General features: G+C 42.7%; 24 protein-coding genes. 11 read left to right on the top strand and 13 right to left on the bottom strand.

Annotation, left to right across the window (positions count from 1 at the left end):
• Positions 1 to 181 precede the first annotated feature (181 nt).
• Genes NWQ57_RS13850 through NWQ57_RS13835 form a run of 4 tightly spaced genes read right to left on the bottom strand, consistent with a single transcriptional unit; the run spans position 182 to position 2,215 of the window.
• Positions 182 to 493 carry a cupin gene (locus NWQ57_RS13850; RefSeq protein WP_306022746.1) on the bottom strand — a complete coding sequence of 104 codons (312 nt, stop codon included), beginning with the start codon at positions 491 to 493 and terminating at the stop codon, positions 182 to 184.
• Positions 494 to 552: 59 nt separating this feature from the next.
• Positions 553 to 987, bottom strand: coding sequence for an inner membrane protein YiaA (gene yiaA / locus NWQ57_RS13845; RefSeq protein WP_306022745.1), 435 nt, complete (start codon positions 985 to 987; stop codon positions 553 to 555).
• A 52-nt stretch (positions 988 to 1,039) separates the two neighbouring features.
• Positions 1,040 to 1,852, bottom strand: coding sequence for a DUF2145 domain-containing protein (locus NWQ57_RS13840; RefSeq protein ID WP_306022744.1), 813 nt, complete (start codon positions 1,850 to 1,852; stop codon positions 1,040 to 1,042).
• Between the two features lie 3 nt (positions 1,853 to 1,855).
• Positions 1,856 to 2,215, bottom strand: a complete 360-nt coding sequence (locus NWQ57_RS13835; RefSeq protein WP_306022743.1) for a hypothetical protein — start codon at positions 2,213 to 2,215, stop codon at positions 1,856 to 1,858.
• 135 nt (positions 2,216 to 2,350) lie between these two features.
• Here NWQ57_RS13835 and NWQ57_RS13830 point away from each other — a divergent pair, with 135 nt between their 5' ends.
• Together NWQ57_RS13830 and NWQ57_RS13825 are read left to right on the top strand one after the other, a co-directional pair.
• On the top strand, positions 2,351 to 3,097 hold the full coding sequence (locus tag NWQ57_RS13830; RefSeq protein ID WP_306022742.1) for a helix-turn-helix transcriptional regulator: 747 nt from the start codon (positions 2,351 to 2,353) through the stop codon (positions 3,095 to 3,097).
• Between the two features lie 105 nt (positions 3,098 to 3,202).
• Entirely contained in the window at positions 3,203 to 3,673 is a 471-nt protein-coding gene (locus tag NWQ57_RS13825) for a hypothetical protein (protein ID WP_306022741.1), read from the top strand.
• Positions 3,674 to 3,738: 65 nt separating this feature from the next.
• On the opposite strand, the gene NWQ57_RS13820 is transcribed toward NWQ57_RS13825, so the two are convergent.
• Complete coding sequence (locus NWQ57_RS13820; protein WP_306022740.1) at positions 3,739 to 5,034, bottom strand: PAS domain-containing methyl-accepting chemotaxis protein; 1,296 nt, start codon at positions 5,032 to 5,034, stop codon at positions 3,739 to 3,741.
• Positions 5,035 to 5,509: 475 nt separating this feature from the next.
• Between NWQ57_RS13820 and NWQ57_RS13815 the strand changes: the two genes are divergently transcribed.
• Complete coding sequence (locus NWQ57_RS13815; protein WP_306022739.1) at positions 5,510 to 5,968, top strand: pyridoxamine 5'-phosphate oxidase family protein; 459 nt, start codon at positions 5,510 to 5,512, stop codon at positions 5,966 to 5,968.
• A 367-nt stretch (positions 5,969 to 6,335) separates the two neighbouring features.
• Entirely contained in the window at positions 6,336 to 7,343 is a 1,008-nt protein-coding gene (locus NWQ57_RS13810) for a mechanosensitive ion channel family protein (protein ID WP_306022749.1), read from the top strand.
• A gap of 82 nt (positions 7,344 to 7,425) precedes the next feature.
• On the opposite strand, the gene chrA is transcribed toward NWQ57_RS13810, so the two are convergent.
• Both chrA and NWQ57_RS13800 read right to left on the bottom strand, forming a co-directional pair.
• A complete protein-coding gene (gene chrA / locus NWQ57_RS13805; RefSeq protein ID WP_306022738.1) occupies positions 7,426 to 8,613 on the bottom strand; it encodes a chromate efflux transporter in 1,188 nt (395 codons plus the stop codon).
• A gap of 26 nt (positions 8,614 to 8,639) precedes the next feature.
• A complete protein-coding gene (locus tag NWQ57_RS13800) occupies positions 8,640 to 10,529 on the bottom strand; it encodes a glycoside hydrolase family 13 protein (protein ID WP_306022737.1) in 1,890 nt (629 codons plus the stop codon).
• Positions 10,530 to 11,088: 559 nt separating this feature from the next.
• On the opposite strand from NWQ57_RS13800, the gene NWQ57_RS13795 reads away from it, so the two are divergent.
• The 4 genes from NWQ57_RS13795 (at position 11,089) to NWQ57_RS13780 (ending at position 14,833) form a co-directional block, all read left to right on the top strand.
• Positions 11,089 to 11,619 carry a YSC84-related protein gene (locus tag NWQ57_RS13795; protein ID WP_306022748.1) on the top strand — a complete coding sequence of 177 codons (531 nt, stop codon included), beginning with the start codon at positions 11,089 to 11,091 and terminating at the stop codon, positions 11,617 to 11,619.
• Between the two features lie 182 nt (positions 11,620 to 11,801).
• Entirely contained in the window at positions 11,802 to 12,695 is an 894-nt protein-coding gene (locus tag NWQ57_RS13790) for an acyltransferase (RefSeq protein ID WP_306022736.1), read from the top strand.
• A 1-nt stretch (position 12,696) separates the two neighbouring features.
• Positions 12,697 to 13,602, top strand: coding sequence for an acyltransferase (locus tag NWQ57_RS13785; RefSeq protein ID WP_306022735.1), 906 nt, complete (start codon positions 12,697 to 12,699; stop codon positions 13,600 to 13,602).
• Positions 13,592 to 14,833, top strand: a complete 1,242-nt coding sequence (locus NWQ57_RS13780; RefSeq protein ID WP_306022734.1) for a mechanosensitive ion channel family protein — start codon at positions 13,592 to 13,594, stop codon at positions 14,831 to 14,833. Before NWQ57_RS13785 ends, NWQ57_RS13780 begins: the two co-directional genes overlap by 11 nt.
• A gap of 14 nt (positions 14,834 to 14,847) precedes the next feature.
• Here the strand turns inward: NWQ57_RS13780 and NWQ57_RS13775 are convergent, their stop codons facing one another.
• Entirely contained in the window at positions 14,848 to 15,045 is a 198-nt protein-coding gene (locus NWQ57_RS13775) for a hypothetical protein (protein WP_306022733.1), read from the bottom strand.
• Between the two features lie 296 nt (positions 15,046 to 15,341).
• Between NWQ57_RS13775 and NWQ57_RS13770 the strand changes: the two genes are divergently transcribed.
• Positions 15,342 to 16,127: a DUF2884 family protein gene (locus tag NWQ57_RS13770; protein ID WP_306022732.1), complete on the top strand. Its 786-nt coding sequence runs from the start codon at positions 15,342 to 15,344 to the stop codon at positions 16,125 to 16,127.
• A 34-nt stretch (positions 16,128 to 16,161) separates the two neighbouring features.
• Positions 16,162 to 16,977, top strand: coding sequence for an SDR family oxidoreductase (locus NWQ57_RS13765; protein WP_306022731.1), 816 nt, complete (start codon positions 16,162 to 16,164; stop codon positions 16,975 to 16,977).
• 69 nt (positions 16,978 to 17,046) lie between these two features.
• On the opposite strand, the gene NWQ57_RS13760 is transcribed toward NWQ57_RS13765, so the two are convergent.
• From NWQ57_RS13760 to NWQ57_RS13750, 3 genes are all read right to left on the bottom strand, one after another.
• Positions 17,047 to 18,468 (bottom strand): sodium-dependent transporter, encoded by a 1,422-nt coding sequence (locus NWQ57_RS13760; protein ID WP_306022730.1) that lies wholly within the window; start codon positions 18,466 to 18,468, stop codon positions 17,047 to 17,049.
• A 112-nt stretch (positions 18,469 to 18,580) separates the two neighbouring features.
• Positions 18,581 to 19,324 carry an SDR family NAD(P)-dependent oxidoreductase gene (locus NWQ57_RS13755; protein ID WP_306022729.1) on the bottom strand — a complete coding sequence of 248 codons (744 nt, stop codon included), beginning with the start codon at positions 19,322 to 19,324 and terminating at the stop codon, positions 18,581 to 18,583.
• Positions 19,321 to 19,743, bottom strand: a complete 423-nt coding sequence (locus NWQ57_RS13750) for a thiol-disulfide oxidoreductase DCC family protein (RefSeq protein ID WP_306022728.1) — start codon at positions 19,741 to 19,743, stop codon at positions 19,321 to 19,323. The genes NWQ57_RS13755 and NWQ57_RS13750 overlap by 4 nt, the downstream gene beginning before the upstream one ends.
• A 309-nt stretch (positions 19,744 to 20,052) precedes the next feature.
• Here NWQ57_RS13750 and msrA point away from each other — a divergent pair, with 309 nt between their 5' ends.
• Positions 20,053 to 20,598 (top strand): peptide-methionine (S)-S-oxide reductase MsrA, encoded by a 546-nt coding sequence (msrA, locus tag NWQ57_RS13745; RefSeq protein ID WP_306022727.1) that lies wholly within the window; start codon positions 20,053 to 20,055, stop codon positions 20,596 to 20,598.
• 62 nt (positions 20,599 to 20,660) lie between these two features.
• Here msrA and NWQ57_RS13740 read toward each other — a convergent pair whose 3' ends face one another.
• Together NWQ57_RS13740 and NWQ57_RS13735 are read right to left on the bottom strand one after the other, a co-directional pair.
• The gene (locus NWQ57_RS13740) at positions 20,661 to 21,788 is read right to left on the bottom strand and encodes a hypothetical protein (protein ID WP_306022726.1); all 1,128 of its coding nucleotides are present in this window, start codon (positions 21,786 to 21,788) and stop codon (positions 20,661 to 20,663) included.
• A gap of 271 nt (positions 21,789 to 22,059) precedes the next feature.
• Positions 22,060 to 25,287 (bottom strand): glycoside hydrolase family 2 TIM barrel-domain containing protein, encoded by a 3,228-nt coding sequence (locus NWQ57_RS13735; protein ID WP_306022725.1) that lies wholly within the window; start codon positions 25,285 to 25,287, stop codon positions 22,060 to 22,062.
• Positions 25,288 to 25,305 lie beyond the last annotated feature (18 nt).

Genomic DNA, 25,305 nt, shown 5'->3' with positions numbered 1-25,305 from the left:
AGGCGGCAAAGCCATTAAGGTTGGTAAGTCGTTTAAAGCCTGCTTGTTGAGCCTGCCATAAAGAGGACTAAATTGGTAACACGCTGCTGGTGACGCGACTCGGCAACTGTTGCTACTGTCTGCGGCCGTTAATAATTTGTCATTTATCGTGGAACTAGGCGATGTTGAAATTTCTCATTGCTCATATACTGCCTTGTTTTTCGATAACTAAAATTCTGGCTTCACCTTGTGGGTGAGCAAGATGTTCGGTGCCTACTGTTGCATAAAAAATATCGCCAGCTTGTAAGGTGGCGCAGTGCTCGTTGCCAGCGCGGCGGTAATACATGTCGACCACACCACTCAACACCACAAACACTTCTTCACCGTCGTTAATGTGCCATTTATAGGGTTTGTCGGTCCAATGTAAACGGGTTGTAATGCCATTCATATTGGCGATATCGAGTGCTCCCCATGCTTGAGGAGCACTAAAGTTTTTACTTCTGATGATTTCCATCGTTACGCTTTATCAACGAATTTTGTGACAAGTATAAACCTTGCTTCCTTGACCACAAGCTATTCAGTTGCTGCAACTTGAGGCGCTGAGTTGTCAGACTGAACATTGCCCTGTTGTTTATCGCGTACGTTCTTTTGTACTGTAATTGCAGCAAAAAGACTCAGCGTGTAAGCCATGGCGTAAAAGCCTTTTTCACTCAATGTCATATCGGCGTTAACCAATCCTATCGCTAATAAGGCGATGGCAATAGCACTTGAAATCCACGAAATCATGAAATACAGGTTGGTAGTTGGAATGCCTTCTGCTTTGTCGCGAATGGTCTTTTGTAATGAGATCACTGAGTACAAACCGTAAAGTAAGGTGATGAGGTAATAGCCTTTTTCATTTAATGCCATGATTGAATTCAGTAAGCCAATGCCATAGGCGCCAGTGCCTATGATTAAAGCGGCAATAGAAGCAAAAATATACGGTTTAGTTGGGGCGTGTAATGTCATGTTGAAATTCCTTATTGCACTTGCATTATTAAAATTGGGGTGTCAGCTAACACTAGCCTTCGATTATTTGGGTCGTGCCATCGCTGTAAAAAGTGACCATGGTATCGACCAAGCCATACTGATTTAAATATTTCGCGATAGTGGTAAACGTAGCAGTGGCAACCTTGCCTTTGTGATCTTTGGTGCTAATGTCGTCTTGAAACATTGAGCCTAACATTAACTTAAAGCCGCTAGTGTGCACGCGTTGTGCCGTAAAGTAAGCCGAGGCATTGGCTTTTAATTTTTGAATATCAGTTGTTTGATAAATCGCGGCGTTGAGTAAATCCAAGGTATATTCTGTGCAATTTTGAAATTGCGAATTAAAAGGGTTGGCCAATACTGAATATCGTTCGTTGTGTAATCGCTTATCGTCTCCAGCGCTGATTAATGCAATCAGTCGAGTTTGAATTTCTTGGGTCGGAATTATGATCCCAGCTTTTAAGTCATGGGCACCCCAGAAAAAGTCTACCGGATAGTCGGTGATTAATTGACTTTTATCTACTTCACCGTCTTTTTGATACAAGTTATGAATCGCATATCCTTGGATGACCTCACCGCTGTCTAAGGTGATATCTGAATATATCGCCACAGCGGTATGGGTAAACTGAATGCCTTTGGGTAAGTCTTTTTGGGGACGGCCTACTCTGGCTATAATAAAGGCTCGCGCGCCTTGTGCTGCAGCATATTTTTCAACATCTTTGGCAAAACTCACTATTTGCTGTGGTTCGTGGCTTGGCGCTTGATTTGCTTTGCTGCCTGCTTCGGCTAGTGGTGACAGAGTAGTCACCACTAAGCCGGCAAACATCACAAGATGTTTAATATTCATCACTTACTCCTTACCAGTGTGTTGAGTCGTGGTGTTTTGGATAATGATAACTTGGTTGGGGGCAGGATCTGCGGTAACAGTTGTTTCACTGATAACTAAAGGGCCTTGGTGGGCATGGCTGCTTTTAATCTTATTGCCAGATTCTGCGATAAGACTGCCGGTAGCCAAACTGGCCCCGCCGGCAATTACTAAAGGTGCTGCCACTACTACACTGGCGACTTTAGCTGTTGACGCTACGCCCTCTGTGACAGCTAATACACTGTGTTTGCTCGCTTGAGCGCTGTGATTGACTGAACCCTCAGCGTGTAAGGTAAAGGTGCTACAAGAAAGGCTAAGAACAAATAATGCGTTAAACAATTTCATGGTAAGTCCTTGTTAAGTTGCGTCTGACATCAGACGAAACAACAATATGCTTAGGTAGCACTACTGTAAACGACCTTGAAATATGTATACTAAAGCAACACCAAAAGTATAGTAATACGCTACTAGTGAGTAAAAATGAGCCAAATTAATCAAATTCGCAATACCTTAAAGCAGTTGCTTCGTGAGCGCCAACTCACCTATAAAGATATTGCTGAAAAGCTCGATATGAGCGAAGCCAATATTAAACGGATATTTTCCACCAATAGCTTTACCTTGGAGCGGCTTGAGCAAATTTGTGAATTACTGCAAATGAGTTTGTCTGACTTATTCATCATTGCGCAAAAACAAACCCAGCAGTTAAGCCAGTTAACTAAAGAACAAGAGATGGAACTATTAGCCGATACCAAGCTTCTGCTGGTGGCTGTGTGCGTGCGAGATGCTTGGACCTTTGATGAAATAATTGACTATTATGCCATTGATAAACATGAGTGTATTCGCTTACTCGCTCGCTTAGATAGGCTTAAAATTATCAGTTTATTGCCCAACAATCATTTTAAATCCCTTATTGCTCAGGATTTTCGTTGGATCCCTGGCGGCCCTTTAGAAAAATTTATGGAGCAAGAGGTGATGGTTAAATTTATGGCACCCAAAAAAGAAGAGCCGTGGACCTTTCGCTTTTATTTACGTGGGCGGTATTCACAAACCTCTATCGATATCATTCAACGCAAACTCAATCAGCTCACTAAAGAAGCCGCTGTGCTTAATCAAGAAGATGCGGATTTGCCTTTACACCAACGACAACACTTTGGTTTGCTGATGGCCATGCGCCCATGGGAGCCTTCGCTATTTGAAAATTTGCGTAGGCCGCAAAAAGCGACATGAAGCAAAAAAATAAGCGGTATTGAAGTCATAAACAGGGTAATATTTATAACCTATCTCTCGTTTTTTAAGCATATTGGTCATTATCTATTGCCAAAAAGGATGTTCATGACGTTTATTGTAAAGTCGCTTTCTATTATTTCTCTGCTGTTAGCTGCGGGCCAGGCCAATGCCGCTGGCTCTTATTCTTTTGGGCTAGGTTTAGGCACACTGTACAGTGGAGTCGGCGCGAATGTCAGCATGCTATCTGATGTTGATATGAAGTACCTATCAGTAGGGTGTTTAAGTTATAGCACTTATGCGGGTTATACCTGTGGTGCTGGTCTTGGCTGGATTAAAACCGATTTATTTGGCGCAGACTCCAATAACCATGGTTTAGGTGTTTATCTTGGCGCTGTAGGGTCAGAGCGCACAGATTATAATCAAAGCGAAATCGTCAATGGGGTAGGCATTGGGTATTACTATTTTTTCAATGGAATATCCGCAGGCGGTACCAATTTGGGTATTGCTGCGGTGACCGGTAATGGAAAATACGATTCTGGAAGCGGCCTTATATTTCAACTAGGTTATCAATTTTAATATCATGGGATGACGAACTTAATTTGCCTGTCCAGAGGCTACAGGCAAATGTAGTTACTACCTACTTACAGTAATTTAGATACCGTCTTAGAAACGTTTAATGCTCCCTCTCTTATCTCGCTAATAACATTTGATACTTGCGATATTTGGTTGTTATTGAGCTCTGTACTGGATCGCACTTTAGCCATAAAGTCGTTCACTTTTGATGTTAAACCCTCGTTTGTTTTAACAACCTGTTCAATTTCAGCGGTCGATTTACTGGTTCGGGCTGCCAGTTGTCTGACTTCGTCTGCGACAACGGCAAATCCTCTACCTTGTTCACCCGCCCGAGCCGCTTCAATCGCCGCGTTCAAGGCTAGCAGATTAGTTTGATCCGCAATGCTACCAATGGTGGAAACGATGGCGACAATATTTTTAGATTGCTCGTTTAATTGTTCTAATAACTGATTCGTTTGATTAACTTGCTCTACAATCGCATTTGAGTCATGCACTGATTTAGCCAACAAGTCTGCCCCACTACTGGCTATTTGTGCCGTTTCTTCGGCGGTCGAAAATGAAAGTTCTGCAGCTTGAATAACCGCTTTATTGCGGCTTTCTCGCTCGGTGGTATCTGCAGCAAACTTAATGATTTTGCATACTTGACCATTATCATCAACGATGGGGTTATAAGTTGCTTCAAGCCAAATTGTATTGCCACTGGCGGTGCGGCGTTCAAATAAACCGGTATTGATTCTGCCATTGGCTAATTCAGGCCAAAAGTTAGGATTATCTTGGTAGAACTTGTCATCACAAAACATACGGTGATGTTTGCCAATAATGTCATTCAAGTTATAACCCATGGTTTTTAAAAAATTATCGTTAGCCGTAATTATTTCGCCTTTTGGCGTAAACTCAATAATTGCCATCGAGGCATTCAGCGCAGCATCCGCTCCGCGCAATCGGTAATGTTCTTGTTGCTTTTTAGTCACATCTGAAGCGATCTTATAGATGTATAGCAATGAACCGGAGTCATCAGTGACAGGAAAGTAAGTTGCTTCAAGCCATAAATCATCGCCAGCTTTGGTTTTCCTTAGAAAGGTGCCAGACAATTGATTTTTCTCTCGCAATTTTCGCCAAAAATCTTGATATTTCAGGGTATTTGTCACACTAGCAGGGCAAAACATACGGTGATGTTGATTGGTAATTTCTTCTAGGCTGTACCCCGTCGCTGCGAGAAAGAGAGGGTTAGCTGAAATGACTTTTCCTTCAGGAGTGAATGAAATTGTCGCAACATAATTTTCAATCGACTTAACTAAATATCTTAAGGCTAGATGGTTTGGATCTAACTCTGGTGGGGTGGCTTTGGCACGGTTGAAAAACATATTGACCTCATTCTTTCAATAAATAATCACAACTTAGTTAAATGTGACAAATAGGACACTTGTGACATATAGTGTGGTGCAGGTAAAACGAAATTACAAGTGAATTAGATCAATTTCGATCTTACAAGCGAGTGGCTTATGCGGCCCTATGGATGCGTGTCAGTAAGGTAACGCTTAAAAAAATCCTGCGTTATAGAGTTAACTCGGGGTAAAAAGCGTTATTTTCTGATCTTCAGTGGAGGGTATAGGAGCCATCTGCTCTTTCGAACTTACGACGCCACTCTGTAAATTTTTCACGTTCCGCCCATCAGTAAAAAGCGTACTTAATTGGCTTCAATCCTAATTCTCTTTATAAGTAATTGTATTTTATGTTTATTCTTAATTTAAGAATGGCTGGATCGCTTTGTGCAGTTGTTTATTTATGGGCCTACTTTAAGGCCATTATTGTCAAAACTTAAAATGAGAGGAGTACGATATGTCGAACGAACTTAAAAAAGAGTTATGGGATAATATTACTGAGCAAGGTTTTGTTATGGTGGGTTTAAGCCAAACTGACCAACATAGTGAGCCAATGCACGCGCACGTCGATAAATCAAAGCCACATTCACTGTGGATCTATACCACCAAAGACAACAGAGTCGCCACGGGTGGCAAATCCATGATTCAATTCGTTAGCAAAGGTCATGACCTCTTCGCTTGCATGTTAGGCCAACTGTCTGAAGAATCAGATACCTCACTGATAGATAAGTTTTGGTCAAGCGGTGTTGAAGCATGGTATGAAAATGGTAAAGAGGACGACAGTTTATTAATGATGCGCTTTGACCTTAACAATGCTGAAATCTGGACCCAAGATGCAAGCATCACCGGCAAAATCAAACTGGCTACTGGTGCCACTGTTGAACCTGAAGACCTCGGTGAGCATGCTGTGGTTTAGCAAAATAGGCATTGCTGTGCCTTACGCGCTGCAATGCTAAGCCTCTTTCACGTTGAGAACGAGGGCTGTACCATCAATAATGTAAATAGATTATTGTGCTCAGAATTGATTTTCGATCTCTATGCGTATTTCTTTAGGAAGCAACACCATGCTTAAGCCTCTGCCTTTACTTTTGTTATGTGTTTTAATCACTCAGTCCTTGTTTGCGCAGTCACTGCAATTATTCGATACGACAAAGTCCATTCAAACCCAGACACTTGATGGAGATCAACAGAATGAGACAAATAACACAAAAGAGGAAGGTAGTTTATTTACTCCTCTTGGCGACCCGTCTGTCACGGAAGAAACCAGTCAAATTTGGCACGACATGCAATTAAATTGGCAGCTTTTTTTACAAAAGTTACCGATGATAGGTGTTGGGCTGGCGATGTTCATTTTGATTTTTTTACTTGCCCGCCCACTTTCAGAATTGTTAGTTAGACCAATTTCATTTGTCAGTACCAGTCAATTGATCCGCTTAGTCACACGGCGGCTGATTAGCATCCTATTTATTCTCTTTGGATTTTATTTATTTTTACGATTTGCTGGTTTAAGTGAATTTGCAGTAGCCGTGCTTTCGGGTACTGGGGTGATTGGCTTAATAATTGGTTTTGCTTTTAAAGATATAGCCGAAAATTTTATTTCAAGCTTACTTTTGAGTATTCAGAAACCCTTTAAAATTGATGACGTTATTGAAGTCGAAGGTCGTATTGGGGTGGTTAAACAGGTAACGGCAAGAGCAACGACCTTGGTGGATTTTGATGGTGATCATATTCAAATTCCTAACGCCACAGTCTACAAAAATATTATTCGCAATCTCACCGCTAATCCTAAGTCTCGGGGCAAGTTTGTGATTGGTATCGGTTATGACTCCAGTATTATCGAATCGCAAAAAATTGCCATGGACGTACTAAACAATACTGATGCAGTGTTGCAAGACCCAGAGCCACAGGTGCTGGTTGACGTATTGGCTTCATCGACAGTGAACCTTAAAGTGTATTTTTGGATTAATACCCATAGTCATAGTTTGTTGAAGGTCTCATCGTTTTTAATGCGAACCATTATGCGAGAATTCGAAAAACGTGGCATAAGTATGCCTGATGATGCACGCGAGATTATATTCCCCCAAGGCATTGTGGTGCATCAAGCAACTGAAGCCGGCAAAAGTCTTGATGTGAAACCTACACCGAAGATTAGCCACGAACCTATCATCGACGATTCGTCCATCGATTTACAAGACAATGAGCATGAAGAAGATCTCGCCAGTGATGCCGATGATATCCGTCAGCAAGCTAAAGAAGCGCGGGATCCCGAAAAAGGTCAGAACATTTTATAATGATTAGATCGTTGAAATTAGCCGATTCTTTTACATGAGAGTAGGGCTTACTATGCTGCACGGCGCTTGCTACACAGGAAACTTACCGCAAGATGGAGGTATAAGCACAGGCCAGCAGCATTATCAGTAGTACCGGCCATTTTAAAAAACGGTATAACACCAGTAAAACGAGGACAAGCAACGCATCACTGTATTGTTGCATTGCGTGACTTACCACTGGGTTGACCCAAGCACTAAACAGTAAACCAACAACGGCAGCGTTAATGGCGGCCATTGCGCCATTGAATGCGGGACGAGCTGACAATACCGCCCATTGTTGATGCAGGGCATACATGAGTAATAAGCCAGGCAAGAATATGCTTATTGTTGCCACGCAGGCTCCTGTTAAAGGAGAGTCCGGCATCATGTTCGCCCCTAAAAACGTGGCAATACTAAACATCGGGCCTGGCACTCCTTGCGCCGCCCCGTAAGCAAGTAAAAAGGCGTCAGGCGTAACGCTAGTCCCGAGGTTTTGCTGCAATAAAGGTAAGACCACATGTCCACCACCAAATACTAAGCTACCACTTTGATAAAACCGCCCCGCGATATCAAAAACACCGAGGGCCATATCGGGGTAAAAATAGCGAACTAAAGCACTGGCAATAAATAATATGACAAATATCGTCAATGCAATTGTGGTCTTAACATAACGGCGCTGCACGGGCGCCAAAATTGCACCCCTGGCAAAATGCCTTTGCCCAACGAATCCGATAAATGCGGCCACACTCAACAGCACAATTTGTGAATAAACACTGTTAACACACAAGAGAATTACAGCAACAGCCAATGCCATCCATCGCGTAACAACAGTACGGCAAAATTGTTGGGCCATGGTCAATATAGCGTCAGCAACCACAGCAACGGCAAGTAACATGAGGCCCGTAATGATATTGTGAACCCCCTGAGCTGCAGTGGGTAAGTGCATGTAATTAGCAAGTGCCAACATGATACAGAACGAGGGTAAGGTAAAACCTAAAAAAGCAGTGAGGCCTCCAGCTAGACCCGCTCGGTGTAAGCCAATTGCAAAACCCACCTGACTGGATCCTGGGCCGGGCAAAAATTGACTGGCCGCCACAAGCGTGGCGTAATTTTCTTGGCTTAGCCATTTTAAACGTTTAACAAAGGTCGCTTGAAAATAGCCAATATGCGCCGCGGGGCCTCCAAAGCTAATGCAGCCCAAAGCAAAAAAGCGCCAAAAAATGTTGAGTAGATTACTGAGCACGCCGTCCATCAATTAAGCTAACATGACAATTGCTGCTATTTTGGCTGACATTCCAACATTAGCCAAGCCCGCGCAGGAATACTGATTTCGTTTAGCCCAGAATACTGTTGGCCGCTCAGAACATCAGTAAACAAACATGTATCAGGTGCAAGCTCTTCATAGCGAGCGCTATCAAGGGCCACTGGCTGGTCATTTTTACTCAAAAACACCCATAGCTGATTATGTGTTGAACCGTGCTTTTCCCCTCGAACATAGCTATAAACGCCATCTTGTGGAAAAAAATGCGTCATGCTGCCATGACTAATGGCAAGATTATTTTTACGATAGTTTAAAAGGCGGCTTAGCAAAGATTGTGCTTGGCGTTGTTGTGCATTTAAACCTTGGCCTGTAAAGGCATTCCTTGCATCTTCATCCCAACCACCTGGAAAGTCACTGCGCACCAGCCCATCATCTCGTTGTTTGGGGCTTTGCATCAGGATTTCTGTGCCATAAAAAAACTGTGGAATACGGGGTAAGGTCGTCATCAATACCATGGCTTGTGCGAATTTGTGGACGTCCTCATCGAGTAATGAAAAGAGTCTGGCAGTATCGTGATTACCTTCAAATAGCACCAGTTTTGAAGGGTTTGGATAAATACCGTCATTAGCTAACGATTGATAAAGTTTAATCCAGCCTGTATCCCAGCTTTCTTCTTCGTTTAGCGCAGCCAACATCCCATAGTAATTCGGAAAATCCATCATGCTGGGCATCGTACCCTCATATCCATCGATGTTTGTTTTGTCTTGTTGCCAATAAGCCACAATCAGCGGATTAGCACTCCACTCTTCACCAACCATAGTAAAATTAGGGTATTCGTTCAGTATGCTATTGGCCCACCGACTCAAAAAGGTTTTGTCTGCATAGCTATAAGTGTCTTCGCGTATGCCAGATAGCCCGGCGTATTCAATCCACCAAATACTATTTTGGATCAGGTAGGTGGCTAACAAAGGGTGCTGTTGATTTAAGTCGGGCATGGTGGGCACAAACCAACCTGCGACAAAAGCGCTTTTGTCGATGTTGGCGCTGTAAGGATCTTGCACGGTCTGACGAGCATGATTAGTAGGGCTAAAAGCAGCGTTGTTATTGATCCAATTGGCGTCGGGCACATCTTTCATCCACCAGTGTTCGATACCAATATGGTTCAGCACTATATCTTTAATAACGCCAATGCCCTGTACTTTCGCTTTACTAACAAAGTCGCGGTATGTGGCATTGTTGCCAAAGCGAGGATCAATGCGATATAAATCGGTTGCGGCATAACCATGATACGAATATGCGCCACTATTGTTCTCAGTTAAGGGCGTTGACCAGATCTGGGTAAACCCCATATCGTGAAGATAACTCAGTGCATTGCTCATACCTTGAATATCGCCACCATGGCGACCATTCGGTTCACTCCTGTTGGGCAACTCAAGGGTCTCTTTACTGGCGTCGTTTGTGGGATCACCGTTGGCAAATCTGTCAGGTACCAACAAATAGATGGCATCACTTTGATTAAATCCCTGTCTCTCAGCGGAACCAGCTTCGCGGGCTTTTAGTTCATATAAATAGCGAAATGGGCTGCTACTTGTCGGGCTAGAAAATTCCAGAGTAAGTTGTCCGGGTTGAGTGTCTGGGGCAATATCTAAGGTGACAAACAGATAATTCGGATTGTCCACCTGCTCGGTATTGAGAATAGTGACATTTGAATAGGAGGTTGTGACCGTGGTTCGACCAATGTTTTCACCATATACCATGAGTTGCACTTGTTGATTTGCCATACCAGTCCACCAAAAGAGCGGTTCTACCCGTTCAATCGGTGTGGCTGAAACCGCCGAGCTATAAATAATTAACCCATATAACAGGGCACTTTTTATCATCCTGAAATAACCGTTAAATTGGCTCACTCCGTTTTTCCTGATTTTTTATTACATTGAAGTCAGTGTAATCGTAGCGACTATCAATGGCGATTTGTTGCAAACGTATGTAATGAAATAACGTGATATTAGGGCGAGCAGGTACATACATAGCGAGCTAGAAAAAAACGTCAACGCATCTGTGTAAGATTTACCTTTATCCGTAGTGAAAAAGTAACAATAGCAAGAGTGATGAATAGCGTGGTACCGAATAACGCGGCAGAAGCGTTTTGGCGTCACGCTACAATTAGCCTCTATGTGCCTTTGCTCTAGGCTTTATTTGCATCGCTGAGTTTAGCTTCACTGCCACGCAAAGCCAGTATTTATCCGCTTGTCACAATGCATTTTCCGGTCGGGGTGAAGCGGCGCACTTAGATAATCTGCAAACTCAGCAGGGTTTACATAAAGCTTGGATTGATAATTGCTTCTGCTTGGACAAAGCGGATTTTTATTCATGCCAAAATAATGTTGAGTCATGGTTAAAAGCGCCAAACCCGAGGAGAAGAGTATGCAAGTAGTAAATTGTTATCGTAGTCTAGCTTTTGTTTTGATGTGTTTAGGCCTATCGAGCTGCGCAAGTAGTTCAGGTGAAAACGTCAATCAGCAGCGCCAAGTGGTACTGGAAATGCGGGCTAAGGTCCTTGATGAGTTGTTTGTGTTAAAGCCCAGTGTTGAACAGCAAATTATGAGTGCTGCAGGTTATGCGGTGTTTGATAACACTAACGTTAATGTGCTGTTAGCCAGTTTTGGTGGTGGTTATGGTGTGGTTAAAAATAATGCTACAGGTGCGCAAACGTATATGAAAATGGCAGAAGTGGGCCTAGGTATAGGCGCAGGCGTTAAAGACTTTCGCGTTATCTTTATTTTCCACAATCAAGCGGTGTTAGATCGATTTGTAAATCAAGGCTGGGCTTTTGGTGCTCAAGCGGATGCAGCGGCAAAAGCGGGAGAAAAAGGCGGCGCTGCGGGTGGTGAAGTAACGGTGGACAATATGACCATTTATCAAATCACTAAAAATGGATTAGCCTTGCAAGCAACGATAAAAGGAACCAAATACTGGCCTAATGACGAATTAAATTAGATCTTTCGGATAATTCGCTAGCCAAATGTCTTAAAGATTTTGGCTACGCACTCGTCTAGCCGTAACTTGTCTAAAAACAAGCAATAGCATCCTGCCTCAGATGATTTTTTGCTACTGCTTAAACACCGTTTTGGTTTACACTTGCTGCTGTTTTTGACGAAGTTAGGTTATTTTTGGCAGTTATGCACGTATTTATCGGAATTTTCTCATCCCTCTTTTATTTTATTAATACTGTTTTTTGGGTTACGCCAATCTTGATCATGTCGATTTTGAAGATTATCCCCATTAAACCTTGGCGCACGTTTTTATCGTATTTCTTAGATGGCTGCGCTACTGCTTGGATCAGTATTAATAAGCTCAATCAAAATCTATTTTCGAGAACCCATTTTAATGTCAGCGGCGTTGATGGTTTAACCCATAAAGATTGGTATTTGATTATTGCGAATCATGCCTCTTGGGTTGATATTTTGGTATTACAGCGAGTTTTTAATCGTAAAATTCCATTTTTAAAATTCTTCCTTAAAAAAGAACTCATCTGGGTGCCATTTTTAGGTTTGGCGTGGTGGGCCTTAGATTTTCCATTTATGCGCCGCTATAGCAAAGCTTTTATCGCCAAGCATCCCCAATTAAAAGGCAAAGACTTAGAGGCAACGCGCAAGGCCTGCGAGAAATTTCGTTTCAAACCCGTCAGTATCATGAACTTTGTTGAAGGCACGCGTTTTACACCCCAAAAAAATGCGGCACAAAACACCTCTCTGGAATGTTTGCTGAATCCTAAAGCGGGGGGCATGGCCTACGTTTTAAGTGCAATGGGTGATAAGTTACATAAGTTACTAGATATCACGATACACTACCCACACGGGATCCCGAGTTATTGGGATTTTGTATGTGGCAGGGTGCCCCAAATCAATGTTCATGTGGCGGTCTTTTCAATAGAAGAGCTGGTAAATAGCGGCGTATTTGGTATGGATTATTTTGACAATCCAGAGCAACGTGAAATATTCCAAGTATGGCTTAGCCAATTGTGGAAGCAAAAAGACCAAGAACTTAAAAAACTAGCCATGAGCCAAAAGTAGTATGTTGCGTTTCCTACCTGCTTTTTTGTTATTTCCTTTGCATCTGTGCCTGCAACTAATCAATATTGCTTTTTGGGGCGTGTTGATTATTTTATTCGGCATAATCAAACTGCTCTTACCCTTCAGTGTGGTGGTTAAACCGGTTAATTTATTAATTAATTTTATGTTGTGTGCGTTTGGCAAGCTCAGTGTGAAATTGATTAAACAGACCAATCGTATCCAATTTGACTATGTGGTTGAAGGCAAGCTGAGTAAAGACGAATGGTATTTGATGATGCCAAATCATCTAAGTTGGTTGGATATTGTTATCTTGACTGAATTTGCCGCCGATCGAATCCCGGCACCTAAATTTTTTCTTAAAAAAGAGCTGATTTGGCTGCCCTTTGTGGGCTTAGGAGCATGGGCCTTAGATATGCCTTTTATGCGCCGCTATAGCAGTGCGTTTGTAGCCAAAAATCCGCATTTAAAGGGCAAAGATATTGAAACCACAAAACAATTTTGTGAAAAATTTAAAAAGATGCCGACCACAGTAATTAACTTTGTTGAAGGCAGCCGCTTTACCAGCGAAAAACATCGTCTTCGGCAAAGCCCCTATCAACAACTTTTGCCGCCAAAAGCAGGGGGGATTGCGTTTACCCTAGCGGCTATGGGTGAGTTGTTTACCAGTATTTTGGATGTGACCATTGTTTATCCCAATACCAAAGGTAGCGCCATGTTGGCGATGTTAGGCGGTAAGCTGAGCAAAGTTGTATTAAGAGTTAAAGTGTTAGATGTTCAAGAAGGCATTATTGGTGACTATTTTGAGAATGAGCAGTTTCGCATAAATTTTCAGACATGGCTAAACCACGTATGGCTCGAAAAAGACCAATTAATTTGCAACCTAGATGGAAAACCCAGTGAAAGCTAACGACCTCATAACGCAAGCCTTTATCGATAGTTTTGCCTACTTTGGCATTAAGGTGACGCAGACTGGTTTGTTATTTCAGCTTAGTGCTTTGTTTGTTATTTTCTGTCTTGCTTGGCTTAGCTTTAAAATGACCCGCGTGTTTTTAAGTGGCAATGTGACGCAGTTGATACTGCGTACTAAAAATACTTTCGATGACGAATTACACAAACATAACTTCTTTCGTCGGGCCAGCCATTTAGCGCCTGCTTTATTGATCCACACGCTTTGCCCTTTGTTTATTAGTCGTCCGCTTTTACTCAACTTCTTGCAAAAAGTAGCGATTATTTATGCGCTGATCACCATGGTGAGAATGATAAGTGCGCTGTTAAACACCATCGAAGATACCTATAACGCGTCGAACTTAGCCAAAAAGGCACCTATTACCGGCTTTATTCAAGTAGGTAAATTGTTTGTCATCATCGTTGCTTTGGTACTGGTGATATCCAGTATACTTGATAAGTCGCCCTTATTACTTTTGTCTGGTTTGGGTGCAGTCACTGCTATATTACTGTTACTTTTCAGAGATACGATTTTAGGTTTTGTTGCAGGTATTCAAATAGCGGCTAATCGCATGGTCAATACCGGCGATTGGATATCGATGCCAAAATTTGAAGCCGATGGTGAAGTGCTGCAAGTGGGTTTAACCACGGTTAAAGTACAAAATTGGGACAAAACCATCACCACCATCCCGACGTACGCGTTAATCGCAGAGCCAGTCAAAAACTGGCGAGGAATGAGTGAATCCGGTGGACGGCGAATAAAACGTGCGATCAATATTGATGTGCAAAGTGTGCAGTTTTGCGATGAGCAGATGTTAGAAGACTTCGCGAAAATTCGCTTTATCAAAACCTATATCCAAAAGAAAAAAGATGAACTGCAAGCCTTTCATAGTGAACAAAAAATCGATACACAAGACTTAGTCAACAGCCGACGCTTAACCAATATAGGCACGTTGCGCGCCTATGTGCAGGCATATTTAGCCAGCCACCCTAAATTGAATCAAGACATGACGTTAATGGTTAGGCAGTTGCCACCTACCGAATTGGGTTTACCTTTAGAGATCTATTGTTTTAGTGCAGACAAAAATTGGGTTAACTATGAAGGGATACAGGCTGATATATTTGACCATCTATTGGCTATTTTGCCGGTTTTCAAACTAAGAGCCTATCAACGTATGAGCGACAGGCCCTAGAATAACGCTAAAAGCTAAGCGATGGCTAAAGCGTAACTAAATACCGCGCAAAGCACTAAACCAGTCAAACCGAAAAAGCCGTATTCAACTTTGGTTTTCATCGATGCGGTAGCGGCAGGCTGAGCAAATACGCCCATAATAATACTGCTAACACCTAATACAAATGAAATTACCATTAACAAAAAAATCAGTGGTTCGACCCAGTTACTCATTAAATTTACCTTTAAGACGCTAGTGCCTATGAATGTAAGTCAAATTGTAAGCTATCTGCAGGGCCTATGACAATTTTTTCCCATCTTTTTAGCGTATTTAGCTGCCATCTATATTAAAACCAAGAGTATTGTCTTTTACACTAATAATTCGTCAATTACGCCACGTACTTTAATTTTTACAGCAAATATAACGTAGGGATATAGGGCAACTTATTGATAAATATGAATAAAAATAGTTGGCTTAGGCTTTGCTCTAGTTAAGTCATATTAATCAAAAAACGCTCTTGGAGAATATCATGCGTACCTTATTACTGGCTGGCTTATTGACTTTAACCACAACTACTTACGCTGCGGCGAACGAATGCGACATTAGTTTTGAGGGTAGCCTTCAATTAGAAAAGAGTGTGTTGAGTATTGAAACTGACGATCACAGCAAAATCGTGATTAATCAAGCCAACCAACTCTTTGTTAATGGCGAAAAAATAGCGTTATCTCGTTACCAACAAAGTTTAGTCTCTGATTATTATGCGGGTATTTATGCTGCAGCTCCTCAAGCGGCCGCCATAGCGAGCGATGCTATAAAATTGGCCAGTGTCACCGTTAACGAGGTTTTCTATGAGTTGCTTGGTGGTGAAAGTGATGCAATTAATGATTTAACTAGCAAACTGGATGAGTTAGGCGATCAAATTCACATGAATTTTTACGCCAGTAATGGCGAGATACGTTTAAATTCGGATAGTTTCAATGATGGTAGTTTTTTGGGGCAAGACTGGGAGGACGAATTTGAGAATGTCATAGAACAAGTAGTCTCAAACTCTATGGGCCACCTACTCATTTCTATTGGTAGTGAAATATTATTTAGCGGCGGCGATATGGATGCTTTTGAGCGTAAAATGGAGCGGTTTGGGCAAAGCATTGAACAGCGAGTAGAGTTTCAAAGTAGCGCATTAGAAGCGAGAGCTGATTCCTTGTGTTTAAGCTTGGTAGCCATTGATGAAGTAGAAGAAAAATTACAGGACTCAATAAGTGCACTATCTGACTTGGACGTGGTGCAAATTAAGACAAGACCACAGGCCATGTGATAATTTAGGGCTTTAGGGTCTAAGTCATTATGTTATGCAAATATCTATCGTGGGTTGCGGTTGGTTAGGCCAACCTCTTGCTCAACAATTATATCAATGTGGTCACAGTATTGTGGCCACAACTCGTTCTGAAGAGAAGCGCTTTGTTTTTCAGCAGCAAGGTTTTCAAGGGCTTATCTATCACTTAGGTGATGCATGTCAAAGTGACAGCTTTTCGTTACTTGTTCAATCTTCTTTGCTTATCGTCAATTTGCCTCCGGGTGGTCGACAAATTCAAGCAGCATCTTATATTAAAAACATCTGCCAGCTCATTACTCAAGCTCGCCTACAAGGAGTGAGTAAGCTTATTTTTATCAGTACAACCGCAGTCTATGGCGAGTTAGAAGGTGAGCTCAATGAGCGGAGTTGTATAGCGCCAGTCACTGAGTCAGCCAAGGCCCATAAGATTATCGAGCAACATGTAGTGGCCGAGTTTGCGCAGCAGGCCTGCATACTCAGGTTAGCCGGACTGGTAGGCCAAGACCGGCATCCCGCTAAGTACTTAGCGGGTCGTCATGATATTGCTCTTGGTTCGCAACATGTTAATTTGGTTCATCAACAAGATGTCATCCAAGCTATTGAAAGTATCATTCGTAATGAGGCTTATGGGCATATTTACCACTTATGTGCTCATGATCACCCTAGTCGCCGTGATTACTATCACTGGGCATGCGCTAAACTTGCATTGCCTTTGCCCGAATTTATCGAAGAGTTGCACCCTTCAACTGGAAAACAAATTAACGCAAGCTGGACCTGTCAAACCCTAGGGATCGTGCTCAACTATCCCAGCCCTTACGACATGCTTAATTAGGGATTTTGCTCAGGTACAAACAACAAGGCCAAGCAAAAGCTTGGCCTTGTTGTTTGTTATGTTGAGTGCTTAACCAATTAGCGCGGTACCAAAAAATTTCAGCGCCACCGTATTGATAAAAATGACAAATAAAATGAATGGAATAAAGGTGCCAACAGAGAAGTTAATATAACGTTCTAACAGGCTGCCTTTGAAGCTTGGCGCACCTTGTTCAAGTTCTTCATTAAATCCTTTTTTCTTCCAGCGATAGCGCACAAATAAACAAATCAACAAACCGTTTAAGGGCAAGATAGTGTCGTAAAACACATCATAAACTAAATCAAAAAATGACTTAGATGAGCCGGCGTAATGCATAAAGTTAGAGAAAAAGTCAAAAAAGCCGAAAGAAAATGCGCACATCAAAGAGAATATCACCAGTAGCGCGCCACATAATAATAATGACCCTTTTCGACTGTAGTTTTTCTCACTCATAAGGGACGCTACAGGCACTTCAAAGATTGAAACTAAAGAGGTAATTGCAGCAAAAAAGACCAATAAAAAGAATAAGCTAGCGACGATGCTTGCGCCTACATAACCTAATGAATTTTGCAGTTCTAAGAAGATTTGTGGCAAATAAGAGAAAATCATCGAGATAGACGATTCGCTTAGTTCATCTGGGTTTACATTAGGATTAAACGAAAAAATAGCAGGTAAAATCATTAAACCGGCAGCAAAGGCAACGGCGGTATCCGTTAATGCAACCAGCTTAGCAGAAGTGGGTAAATTGGCTTTTTTATCAATATAGCTACCATAAGTGACCATGATCCCCATACCCAAAGACAAAGAGAAAAAGGCTTGTGACAACGCGCCGTTTACCACTCCAGCATTGATTTTATCGAAATCCGGAACAAGATAATATTCAACCCCCGCAAAGGCGTTGTCGCGAGTCAGGACAAATACAACCAGCACCAACAGCATGAAAAATAAGGCAGGCATTAAAATTTTTGCTGCTTTTTCGATGCCTTCTTTTACGCCCCCTTGCAAAATTAAATACACCAGCGCCAATACACCTGCCATGTAAGCAAATAAACTATTGCCAGAAATAAACGCGCCGAATGTGTCGGCTTGGGCCAGCACATCTAAATTACCTAGAACGGACTCAACCAAGTAGCCAAATATCCACACGGTAATAACTAGATAGAACACAGCAATCATGAAGGGCGTTATAATGGATAACCAACCTGCTAAGCGCCAACCGGGGCTTGCATTAGATAATGCAGTGTAGGCACCAAGAGGATCTTTTTGGCTCGCGCGGCCAGTGGTCATTTCGGCGATCATCACAGGTAAACAAATAAAAAATACAAATAGGGCATACATTACTAGAAATGCACCACCACCATTTTTGGCGGCACCAACGGGAAATCCAACGAGATTTCCAATACCCACTGCTGAGCCTGCAGCAGCTAAAATAAATCCGAGGCGAGAGCCAAATTGTTCGCGAGAAGCGCCCATGTAATTACCTGTATTATTATTGTAGTTGGCGCTGATGTTAACAGCACCCAATAAAAAAGTCTTTTGCTTCAGTAATCGCGTTTAAAAAAAATAGCAAAAAAACTTTACAGGCCTACCAAGGTATCGTTTTTCCTTGCCAATCAAGGTAGTAAGGGCCATCTTGCGCATGCAAATCATCAAGTTGAGACAATAATTGCTGAGCGGTAAAGTGTGCACTGAAGAGTTTTTCAGCTTTAACATTTGACTGAAAGGGCTTAGATAATGAGGTATCTACTGTTCCTGGGTGATAACTCACTAAGGTCACGTTTTTTGCACGTCGTTGTAGCTCAATTTGAGCACTTTTAATCAACATATTTAAGGCTGCTTTTGAGGCGCGATAGCCATACCAACCTCCAAGGCGGTTGTCGCTGATACTGCCTACTCTTGCCGTTAAAAATATGACTTTGGCTTGATGTTGACCTTTCACAAGGGGCTCAAGTGCTTTTAACCAAAGCGCGGGGATAATTGTGTTAACGTGGAAGTAATGGTGCAATTGCTCAGCATGTAGGTCCTCTAAGCGTTTTTCCGGCTGAATGTTCACCCCAGAAACGGTTTTGTCATGCAAGGTGCCAATGCAGCACACAACCGTAGAAAAGAGGCCGCCTAATTGAGCTAGCTTGTGGCAGCATGCGCTAATGCTGGTTTCATTGTGCTCAGCGATGCCGTGGTAGTTTACCTCTTCAATAAGGTTCGTTGGTAAAGAGCGAGAGATACCGTGCACTTCAGAGTGTTTTTGGGCTTTTACGAGTTCACCCAATATTGCTTCACCAATTCCCCCTGAGGCACCGATGACCAAAGCTTTGTGTTGGATATTCACGGTCTCTCCTCCTTGTTTGGTCGGCACACTTCACAGTCATTGGCAGCGACAGAACGTCGTTTGCCAGTTAACCAGAAAGACAGAGTGTAGCGGTGTTTAGCAAATACCAAATAAGCCTTATCTGCAAACCATCGAATTACAGGCCAGCGCAGTGGCGCATAAACCCAACCTTTACCAACTAATTTCCACGCTAGATAGGTCACATCTAAGCCGCTAATTAAACTGCCATCCGGCAACTGCGCATGAATCCGAGCGTTCAAGGCTGACCAGCTTAAATGGGGATAGTCACGGGCAAAGGCCGGCGTTTGAATATCCACAAATCCGAGGGTAGCGTGTTTATCAAGCTGCTTTAACTTGTTCATTTCTGCCATACAAAGTGGACAATAGCCATCGTAAAACACGGTTAATTGAGTATTCATTTGCTGGGGTCACTTAACTGCTATTAGTTCTACTGGTGTTTACGCGCTAGGCTCAAATTAGATTAGTTATTTAAAAAAAACACTGTGGCTAAGATTGGTGACTAGGTCATGGCTATTCGAAACGTTTTAAAATTTTCACAAGCCTATCTTAAACCGAATGAGTCTAGGGTTATAATAGGTCTTAACTATCTCGTTGATTGAGCACTTTTGGATTCAACAGTAGTAGGATAAATTTTTGTTTATGCTGGTCTTGATGTATCGATACCGCGTAACTACATTGCGTCAGTAGTCATTTTTTAAGGAAACATTATGGCAAATATTCAACATGCAACCTTAGCCGGTGGCTGTTTTTGGTGTATAGAATCAGCCTTCAATAGTGTTGAAGGGGTAGAGTCTGCGTTTTCTGGCTACGCAGGTGGTCATAAAGTCGATCCTACCTATGAAGAGGTGTGTGAGGGTACAACGGGCCACGCCGAAGTGGTGAGAGTGAATTTTGATGCAGACAAAATTAGCTATCGAGATATTTTAGAAGTGTTCTTTGCCCTGCATAATCCCACGCAAATGAATCGTCAGGGTAATGATGTGGGTACGCAATACCGCAGTGAAATTTTTTATCATGATGCTGAACAAAAGAAAACGGCAGAGCAGATCATCGATGAAATCGAGTTAGAAGAGATCTGGTCTAATCCCGTGGTCACTGAAATTACTGAGCTGAAAACCTATTACCAAGCTGAAGATTATCATCAAGATTACTTTACTAATAATCCACAAAACCAATATTGCAACATGGTCGTGGCACCTAAATTAGCCAAATTTAAGAAAAAATTTGCCAGTTTACTAAAAAGCGCAGAATGATAGCTTGCTGCTTGACTCCATAATCAAGCAGCAATACGCATAGGTGAGCCCCTCAGTCTTGCCTATTCAAACCAATGAGCTTGGATGGGTAAACTAAACAGCAGTGGCGAAAAATTCTGGTAATTCTCTTTGTTTTGTAAGCACAAGATATTTTTAGGATAGGCCTCTTTCCAAGGGTCGTTGACCATCCATATAGTTTGTCCGATTACGGCCACTCCCTCTATCGAGGCATTGTCCATCTTTTCCCAATCTTGGCAGTTATCAGTCGAAGACGTAAGTTGCGCATAAAATTCAAGGGGGAGAATACGGGTTTCTTTGCTACCACTTAAGTCGATGAGCCATAATTTAGAATCATTGCGAGCTGAAGCAATCAGAAAATCTTGGCCCTCAGTTGTTTGATAATAATCCATGCCGTTAATGGGGTGATTACCCTTATCAAACTTGGGTAATTTAAGTTGTGGATCGTCAACAGCGGCAAAGTCAGTACTCTGCCAAAAGTGACTTGGCATGTGCAAAGAGAAAATCCGCGCTTGTTTGTGACTGTCTCGTTCAAGTCCTAAATATAACGTGCGGTTTTTCCCAAAAGCCATGGCTTCGATACCATCATTTGGCGTGTTGCCCACTTGCATTTCATCAGTAAATTGCAGCGGGCGAATATGCGTTATCAAAGCGCTGCTGTTGTCTTGGAGGACAATGCGAACGAGCAAAAAAGGATACTGGCTTGTGTCTGTCTGCTGAAACGTATCACGGCATTGTGCGCTTAACTCGTCATCATACGTGGCATCTTCAGTCACCATGTACAAAATAGTGTCGTCATCGGGATCAACTACTAGGGATTCTAAATCGGGGTTACGGCTCACATATCCGGCAAAACAATTTGCTTTGACCTCATCAGCCAATCGCAATTTTATACCACTATCAGGCATTTGCGCCGTGTTTGGCTCAATCGTTCTCAGACGCAAACGATGTTGTTCTAACGCGCTTCTGTCACTGAGTATCATTAATTGCTGACGCCAATTGACCAAGCCTGAGGGTTGAGAATCGAGCATGACACTACCATCAGGCTCAGTAATCCACTGACCATATACGGGAAAAACGGCAGCCTGTTTGGCAACGGGAGCTTCCACCTTAGCCGGTGAGCACGAACTAAGCAGTACGCTTGCTAAAAGCGTCGTTACGATAAATTTCATCATCTTCCTAATAATAATCGAGCGTTTTCAACTGCAGAGTGTGCAGACATGGTGGTGATGGCTAACCAACAGAACAGAAATTCTTGTTGAGCGCATCTGAGTCAACTCATATTAAAAGCCATTTTCCAGCAGGTCTATAGCTTAGAAAGTGAAATATTCAATTAAATCACGGTAGCAATGAAGGGGCCATGAAAGTACCTTGACCGCAAGGAAACGTTTAACATAAAAAACTGATACGAAAGGGCATGCCTCTTTCGTATCAGCCTATCAGTTACTTATTGGTATAAATGGGTTTGATGCTGAATCCATAACGATAATCGCGCCAAGGTAAGGTGTACTGATAAAGAGGGGAAGAGCCCCAAGAATCTGTGCCCGCTATACCTCGTTGTTTGTAATCGATATTGATAAAGATATGCTCTTTTTTGGGCAAATCATGCGGATGAAGCCCTTTTTTGTCAAATTGGTCGTAATCGTGTACATCATAAAACTGCGCGCCAAAACCAATCATCGGAAGACCTGTGACTTGCAAACCTTGTCCATCTTTGTTGGTAAAACTGACTTCACGCACGTCGCTGCGATAGCCATTCTCCTGAGGTCTGACATAAGGGAAGTACAATTCGTCTACCGACATGCTGTATCGACCCACTAGTGCGGAGGTTTTTCTGTCCCAGTAGTTTTCATGAGGCCCACGACCAAACCAGCTAACTTGGTCAAATTCACCGGGAATTTGCATTAAGTTCCCGATACGTGGCAGGGCTGACTGAAATTTATGCGGGGCAGCATAAAACCAATGATCAACGTCAACTTGGCCAGACGCTGACACAAGGTAAGTAGACAAATAACGACTTTCAACATCAGCAAGGTAATGCTCTGTTTTTATTTCAATTTGTTGGTCATTTAGTTGTTTCCAATTGAATTGAGTTAAGGTGCTGTGTTGACCTGCTAATTTCCAAACCTCTGCTTTTTTCGGGAACTGCTCACCGAAGTCATTATCGGTTGGCGCGCGCCAAAACTCAGGACGCAAAGCTGCTACAAGCATGTTTTTACCGGCTAAATCATAGCGGCTCAACCAGCCAGAGGTTTTGTCAAAGGCGATGGACGTTTTATGATTGTTGGATGTTGTTGCAATAAGCAGCTGTTGTTCGTTGTCTTGCACGTCAATAATGCCAGAAGCGAGTGCGGGTGATTCACTTCTCGCTGCGGGTTTTAAGGCCAGTTGGCTGCTAGCAACACTGAAGCCGGCAGGCAAGGCAACCGTGGCTTGTTTCGTTTTCCAAACAAAAATAGCAAAGTACTCGGTATTGGGGTTGGCTTTAAACTTCCAAGGCAATGTCAGCATAGTTTGCTGCTGAGGCGCGACGTTGACGGTATCAATTTTGCCAGACTCAATCAGCTCACCGTTCCCCTCAATACGCCATTCTAAATAAACGTCCGACAAAGACGTAAAATCTCGTTTATTGATGATGTTCACTTGGCCTTTTGACAAATCTTCAGCGGATACATCGATATACTGATATACCTTTCTCACTTCAAAAGCGTGGGGATTAGGCGAACGGTCAGCTGCCATCATTCCATTTGCGCTAAAGTTACCATCGTTGTACATGCCTTCGGTTTCCATGTCCCCGCCATAAGCCTTGTAAGTGCCGCCATCGGGCGTTGGCATGGCGAACGTTTGGTCAACCCAGTCCCATATAAAGCCGCCTTGCAACACCGGGTATTGTTCAATCAATTGCCAGTAATCGGCTAGGTTTCCCATAGAATTACCCATGGCGTGTTCGTATTCACATAAAATCAGAGGGCGCTGATAAGGTAACTCTGATTCAGTTAAGGCATAGTGTTTTAGGGTATCGATACTGGCGTACATTTGGCTGTACATATCAGTATGGCGGCGTGTCTGCGCTTGTTCTGACATAACCGGTATCGACGTTTTGGTTTTAAGCCAGTCGTATAAGGCTTCAATATTGGGGCCATCACCACTTTCATTTCCAATGGACCAAATAACGACTGAAGGATGGTTTTTATCGCGTTCATAGAGATTTTCGACCCGTGATAGGTAGGCCGCTTTCCACTCAGGCATATTGACCATGTGCTTACTTGGATCGTAAGAGTGCCCTTGATTAGACGCACCTATACCATGTGATTCAATATTGGCTTCATCAACCACATACATGCCATATTCGTCTGCAAGTTCATACCAGTAAGGGTCATTAGGATAGTGAGACGTTCGCACTGCATTGATATTAAATTGTTTCAGTAAGGCCATGTCTTGGCGCATTGATTCTCGACTAATAACGTGGCCTGTATGCTCATCGTGTTCGTGACGATTAACGCCTTTGAACAAAACAGGTTTGCCATTAATTAGAACATTGCCATTTTTTAGTTCACTGCGTTTAAATCCGAGGCGAGTTCGCACGACTTGTTGCGTGCCACCTTGGTCATCTAACAAGGTTAGTGTTAAATCATAGAGGTGAGGCTGTTCGGCATTCCATGGGTTTACTTTACTAATACGTTGTTCAAAATTGACTTGCTGCTCTTGATCGCGAGTAAAGGCATCAATATTGATTGTTTTACTTAACACCGAAGCATGAGTAGCGTCACTTATATCCACTTTCAACTGATAGCCTTGCGCGGTGTTAGCGCTGTGGTTTTTGATAAGGGCATTAAATGTCAGGTCGCCGTCAACAAAATCGTTTGTTAATCCTGCATCAGCATGAAAATCAACCAAGCGAACTTTGGGCGTTGCATATATATATACGTCACGTTCGATTCCGCTCAAACGCCACATATCTTGAAGTTCCAGATAAGTGCCGTCAGACCATCGATATACTTCTAAGGCAATCTGATTTTTTCCAGACTGCACATAGGGTGTGATATCAAATTCAGCGGGGCTTTTAGAGTCCTGAGAGTAACCCACTTTTTCACCATTGACCCAAACGTAAAAAGCGGACTTTACGGCGCCAAAATAGGCAAATACCTGCTTGTCTTGCCAGTTGTCAGGAAGCTCAAACTCGCGTTTGTATGAGCCAACGGGGTTATTATCATTAGGCACCTCACCGGCCACAGGTTTGTCAGTAAAGTCCACCCGCATATTGATATAATTTGCTACGCCGTATCCTTCAAGTTGCCAATTTGACGGCACCTTAAGCTCTTTCCAGGCAGATACGTCATAGTCATTTTTATAAAAATCGATTGGTCTGTCATCAGGGGCAGTGACGTAATTAAATTTCCACATGCCATTGAGGCTTAAGTAATTATCTTGTTCCCATGGCTCACTCACAAATTGGCCTGGGTCTTGTAAAAAGCTGTAAAAATGCGCGCGGGGGGCAAGCTTATTTTTTTGAAACACTTGCGGATTTTGCCAATCAGGTAGAGCCTTATCTGTTGTTGAAGTCATTGGTTGAGTTGCCTTGTCATGTGACGATAATTGAGGTGTTTGCTCACCGCAGGCTAGGAGCGTTAGCGCGGCCGAAAGTAATAAGCCTAGTTGAATTTTTTTCATTGGAGTCGCATTCTATTC

Origin of the sequence: Paraglaciecola sp. (assembly GCF_030730205.1) — a bacterium.
Taxonomy (GTDB): domain Bacteria; phylum Pseudomonadota; class Gammaproteobacteria; order Enterobacterales; family Alteromonadaceae; genus Paraglaciecola.
This window is presented reverse-complemented; position numbering and strand designations above follow the sequence as displayed.

Excerpts from the sequence above, each read along its gene's own strand:
- NWQ57_RS13850 (WP_306022746.1), bottom strand. The coding sequence starts at position 493 with ATGGAAATCATCAGAAGTAAAAACTTTAGTGCTCCTCAAGCATGGGGA.
- yiaA (WP_306022745.1), bottom strand. The coding sequence starts at position 987 with ATGACATTACACGCCCCAACTAAACCGTATATTTTTGCTTCTATTGCC.
- NWQ57_RS13840 (WP_306022744.1), bottom strand. The coding sequence starts at position 1,852 with ATGAATATTAAACATCTTGTGATGTTTGCCGGCTTAGTGGTGACTACT.
- NWQ57_RS13835 (WP_306022743.1), bottom strand. The coding sequence starts at position 2,215 with ATGAAATTGTTTAACGCATTATTTGTTCTTAGCCTTTCTTGTAGCACC.
- NWQ57_RS13830 (WP_306022742.1), top strand. The coding sequence starts at position 2,351 with ATGAGCCAAATTAATCAAATTCGCAATACCTTAAAGCAGTTGCTTCGT.
- NWQ57_RS13825 (WP_306022741.1), top strand. The coding sequence starts at position 3,203 with ATGACGTTTATTGTAAAGTCGCTTTCTATTATTTCTCTGCTGTTAGCT.
- NWQ57_RS13820 (WP_306022740.1), bottom strand. The coding sequence starts at position 5,034 with ATGTTTTTCAACCGTGCCAAAGCCACCCCACCAGAGTTAGATCCAAAC.
- NWQ57_RS13815 (WP_306022739.1), top strand. The coding sequence starts at position 5,510 with ATGTCGAACGAACTTAAAAAAGAGTTATGGGATAATATTACTGAGCAA.
- NWQ57_RS13810 (WP_306022749.1), top strand. The coding sequence starts at position 6,336 with ATGCAATTAAATTGGCAGCTTTTTTTACAAAAGTTACCGATGATAGGT.
- chrA (WP_306022738.1), bottom strand. The coding sequence starts at position 8,613 with ATGGACGGCGTGCTCAGTAATCTACTCAACATTTTTTGGCGCTTTTTT.
- NWQ57_RS13795 (WP_306022748.1), top strand. The coding sequence starts at position 11,089 with ATGTGTTTAGGCCTATCGAGCTGCGCAAGTAGTTCAGGTGAAAACGTC.
- NWQ57_RS13790 (WP_306022736.1), top strand. The coding sequence starts at position 11,802 with ATGCACGTATTTATCGGAATTTTCTCATCCCTCTTTTATTTTATTAAT.
- NWQ57_RS13785 (WP_306022735.1), top strand. The coding sequence starts at position 12,697 with ATGTTGCGTTTCCTACCTGCTTTTTTGTTATTTCCTTTGCATCTGTGC.
- NWQ57_RS13775 (WP_306022733.1), bottom strand. The coding sequence starts at position 15,045 with ATGAGTAACTGGGTCGAACCACTGATTTTTTTGTTAATGGTAATTTCA.
- NWQ57_RS13770 (WP_306022732.1), top strand. The coding sequence starts at position 15,342 with ATGCGTACCTTATTACTGGCTGGCTTATTGACTTTAACCACAACTACT.
- NWQ57_RS13765 (WP_306022731.1), top strand. The coding sequence starts at position 16,162 with ATGCAAATATCTATCGTGGGTTGCGGTTGGTTAGGCCAACCTCTTGCT.
- NWQ57_RS13760 (WP_306022730.1), bottom strand. The coding sequence starts at position 18,468 with ATGGGCGCTTCTCGCGAACAATTTGGCTCTCGCCTCGGATTTATTTTA.
- NWQ57_RS13750 (WP_306022728.1), bottom strand. The coding sequence starts at position 19,743 with ATGAATACTCAATTAACCGTGTTTTACGATGGCTATTGTCCACTTTGT.
- msrA (WP_306022727.1), top strand. The coding sequence starts at position 20,053 with ATGGCAAATATTCAACATGCAACCTTAGCCGGTGGCTGTTTTTGGTGT.
- NWQ57_RS13740 (WP_306022726.1), bottom strand. The coding sequence starts at position 21,788 with ATGAAATTTATCGTAACGACGCTTTTAGCAAGCGTACTGCTTAGTTCG.
- NWQ57_RS13735 (WP_306022725.1), bottom strand. The coding sequence starts at position 25,287 with ATGAAAAAAATTCAACTAGGCTTATTACTTTCGGCCGCGCTAACGCTC.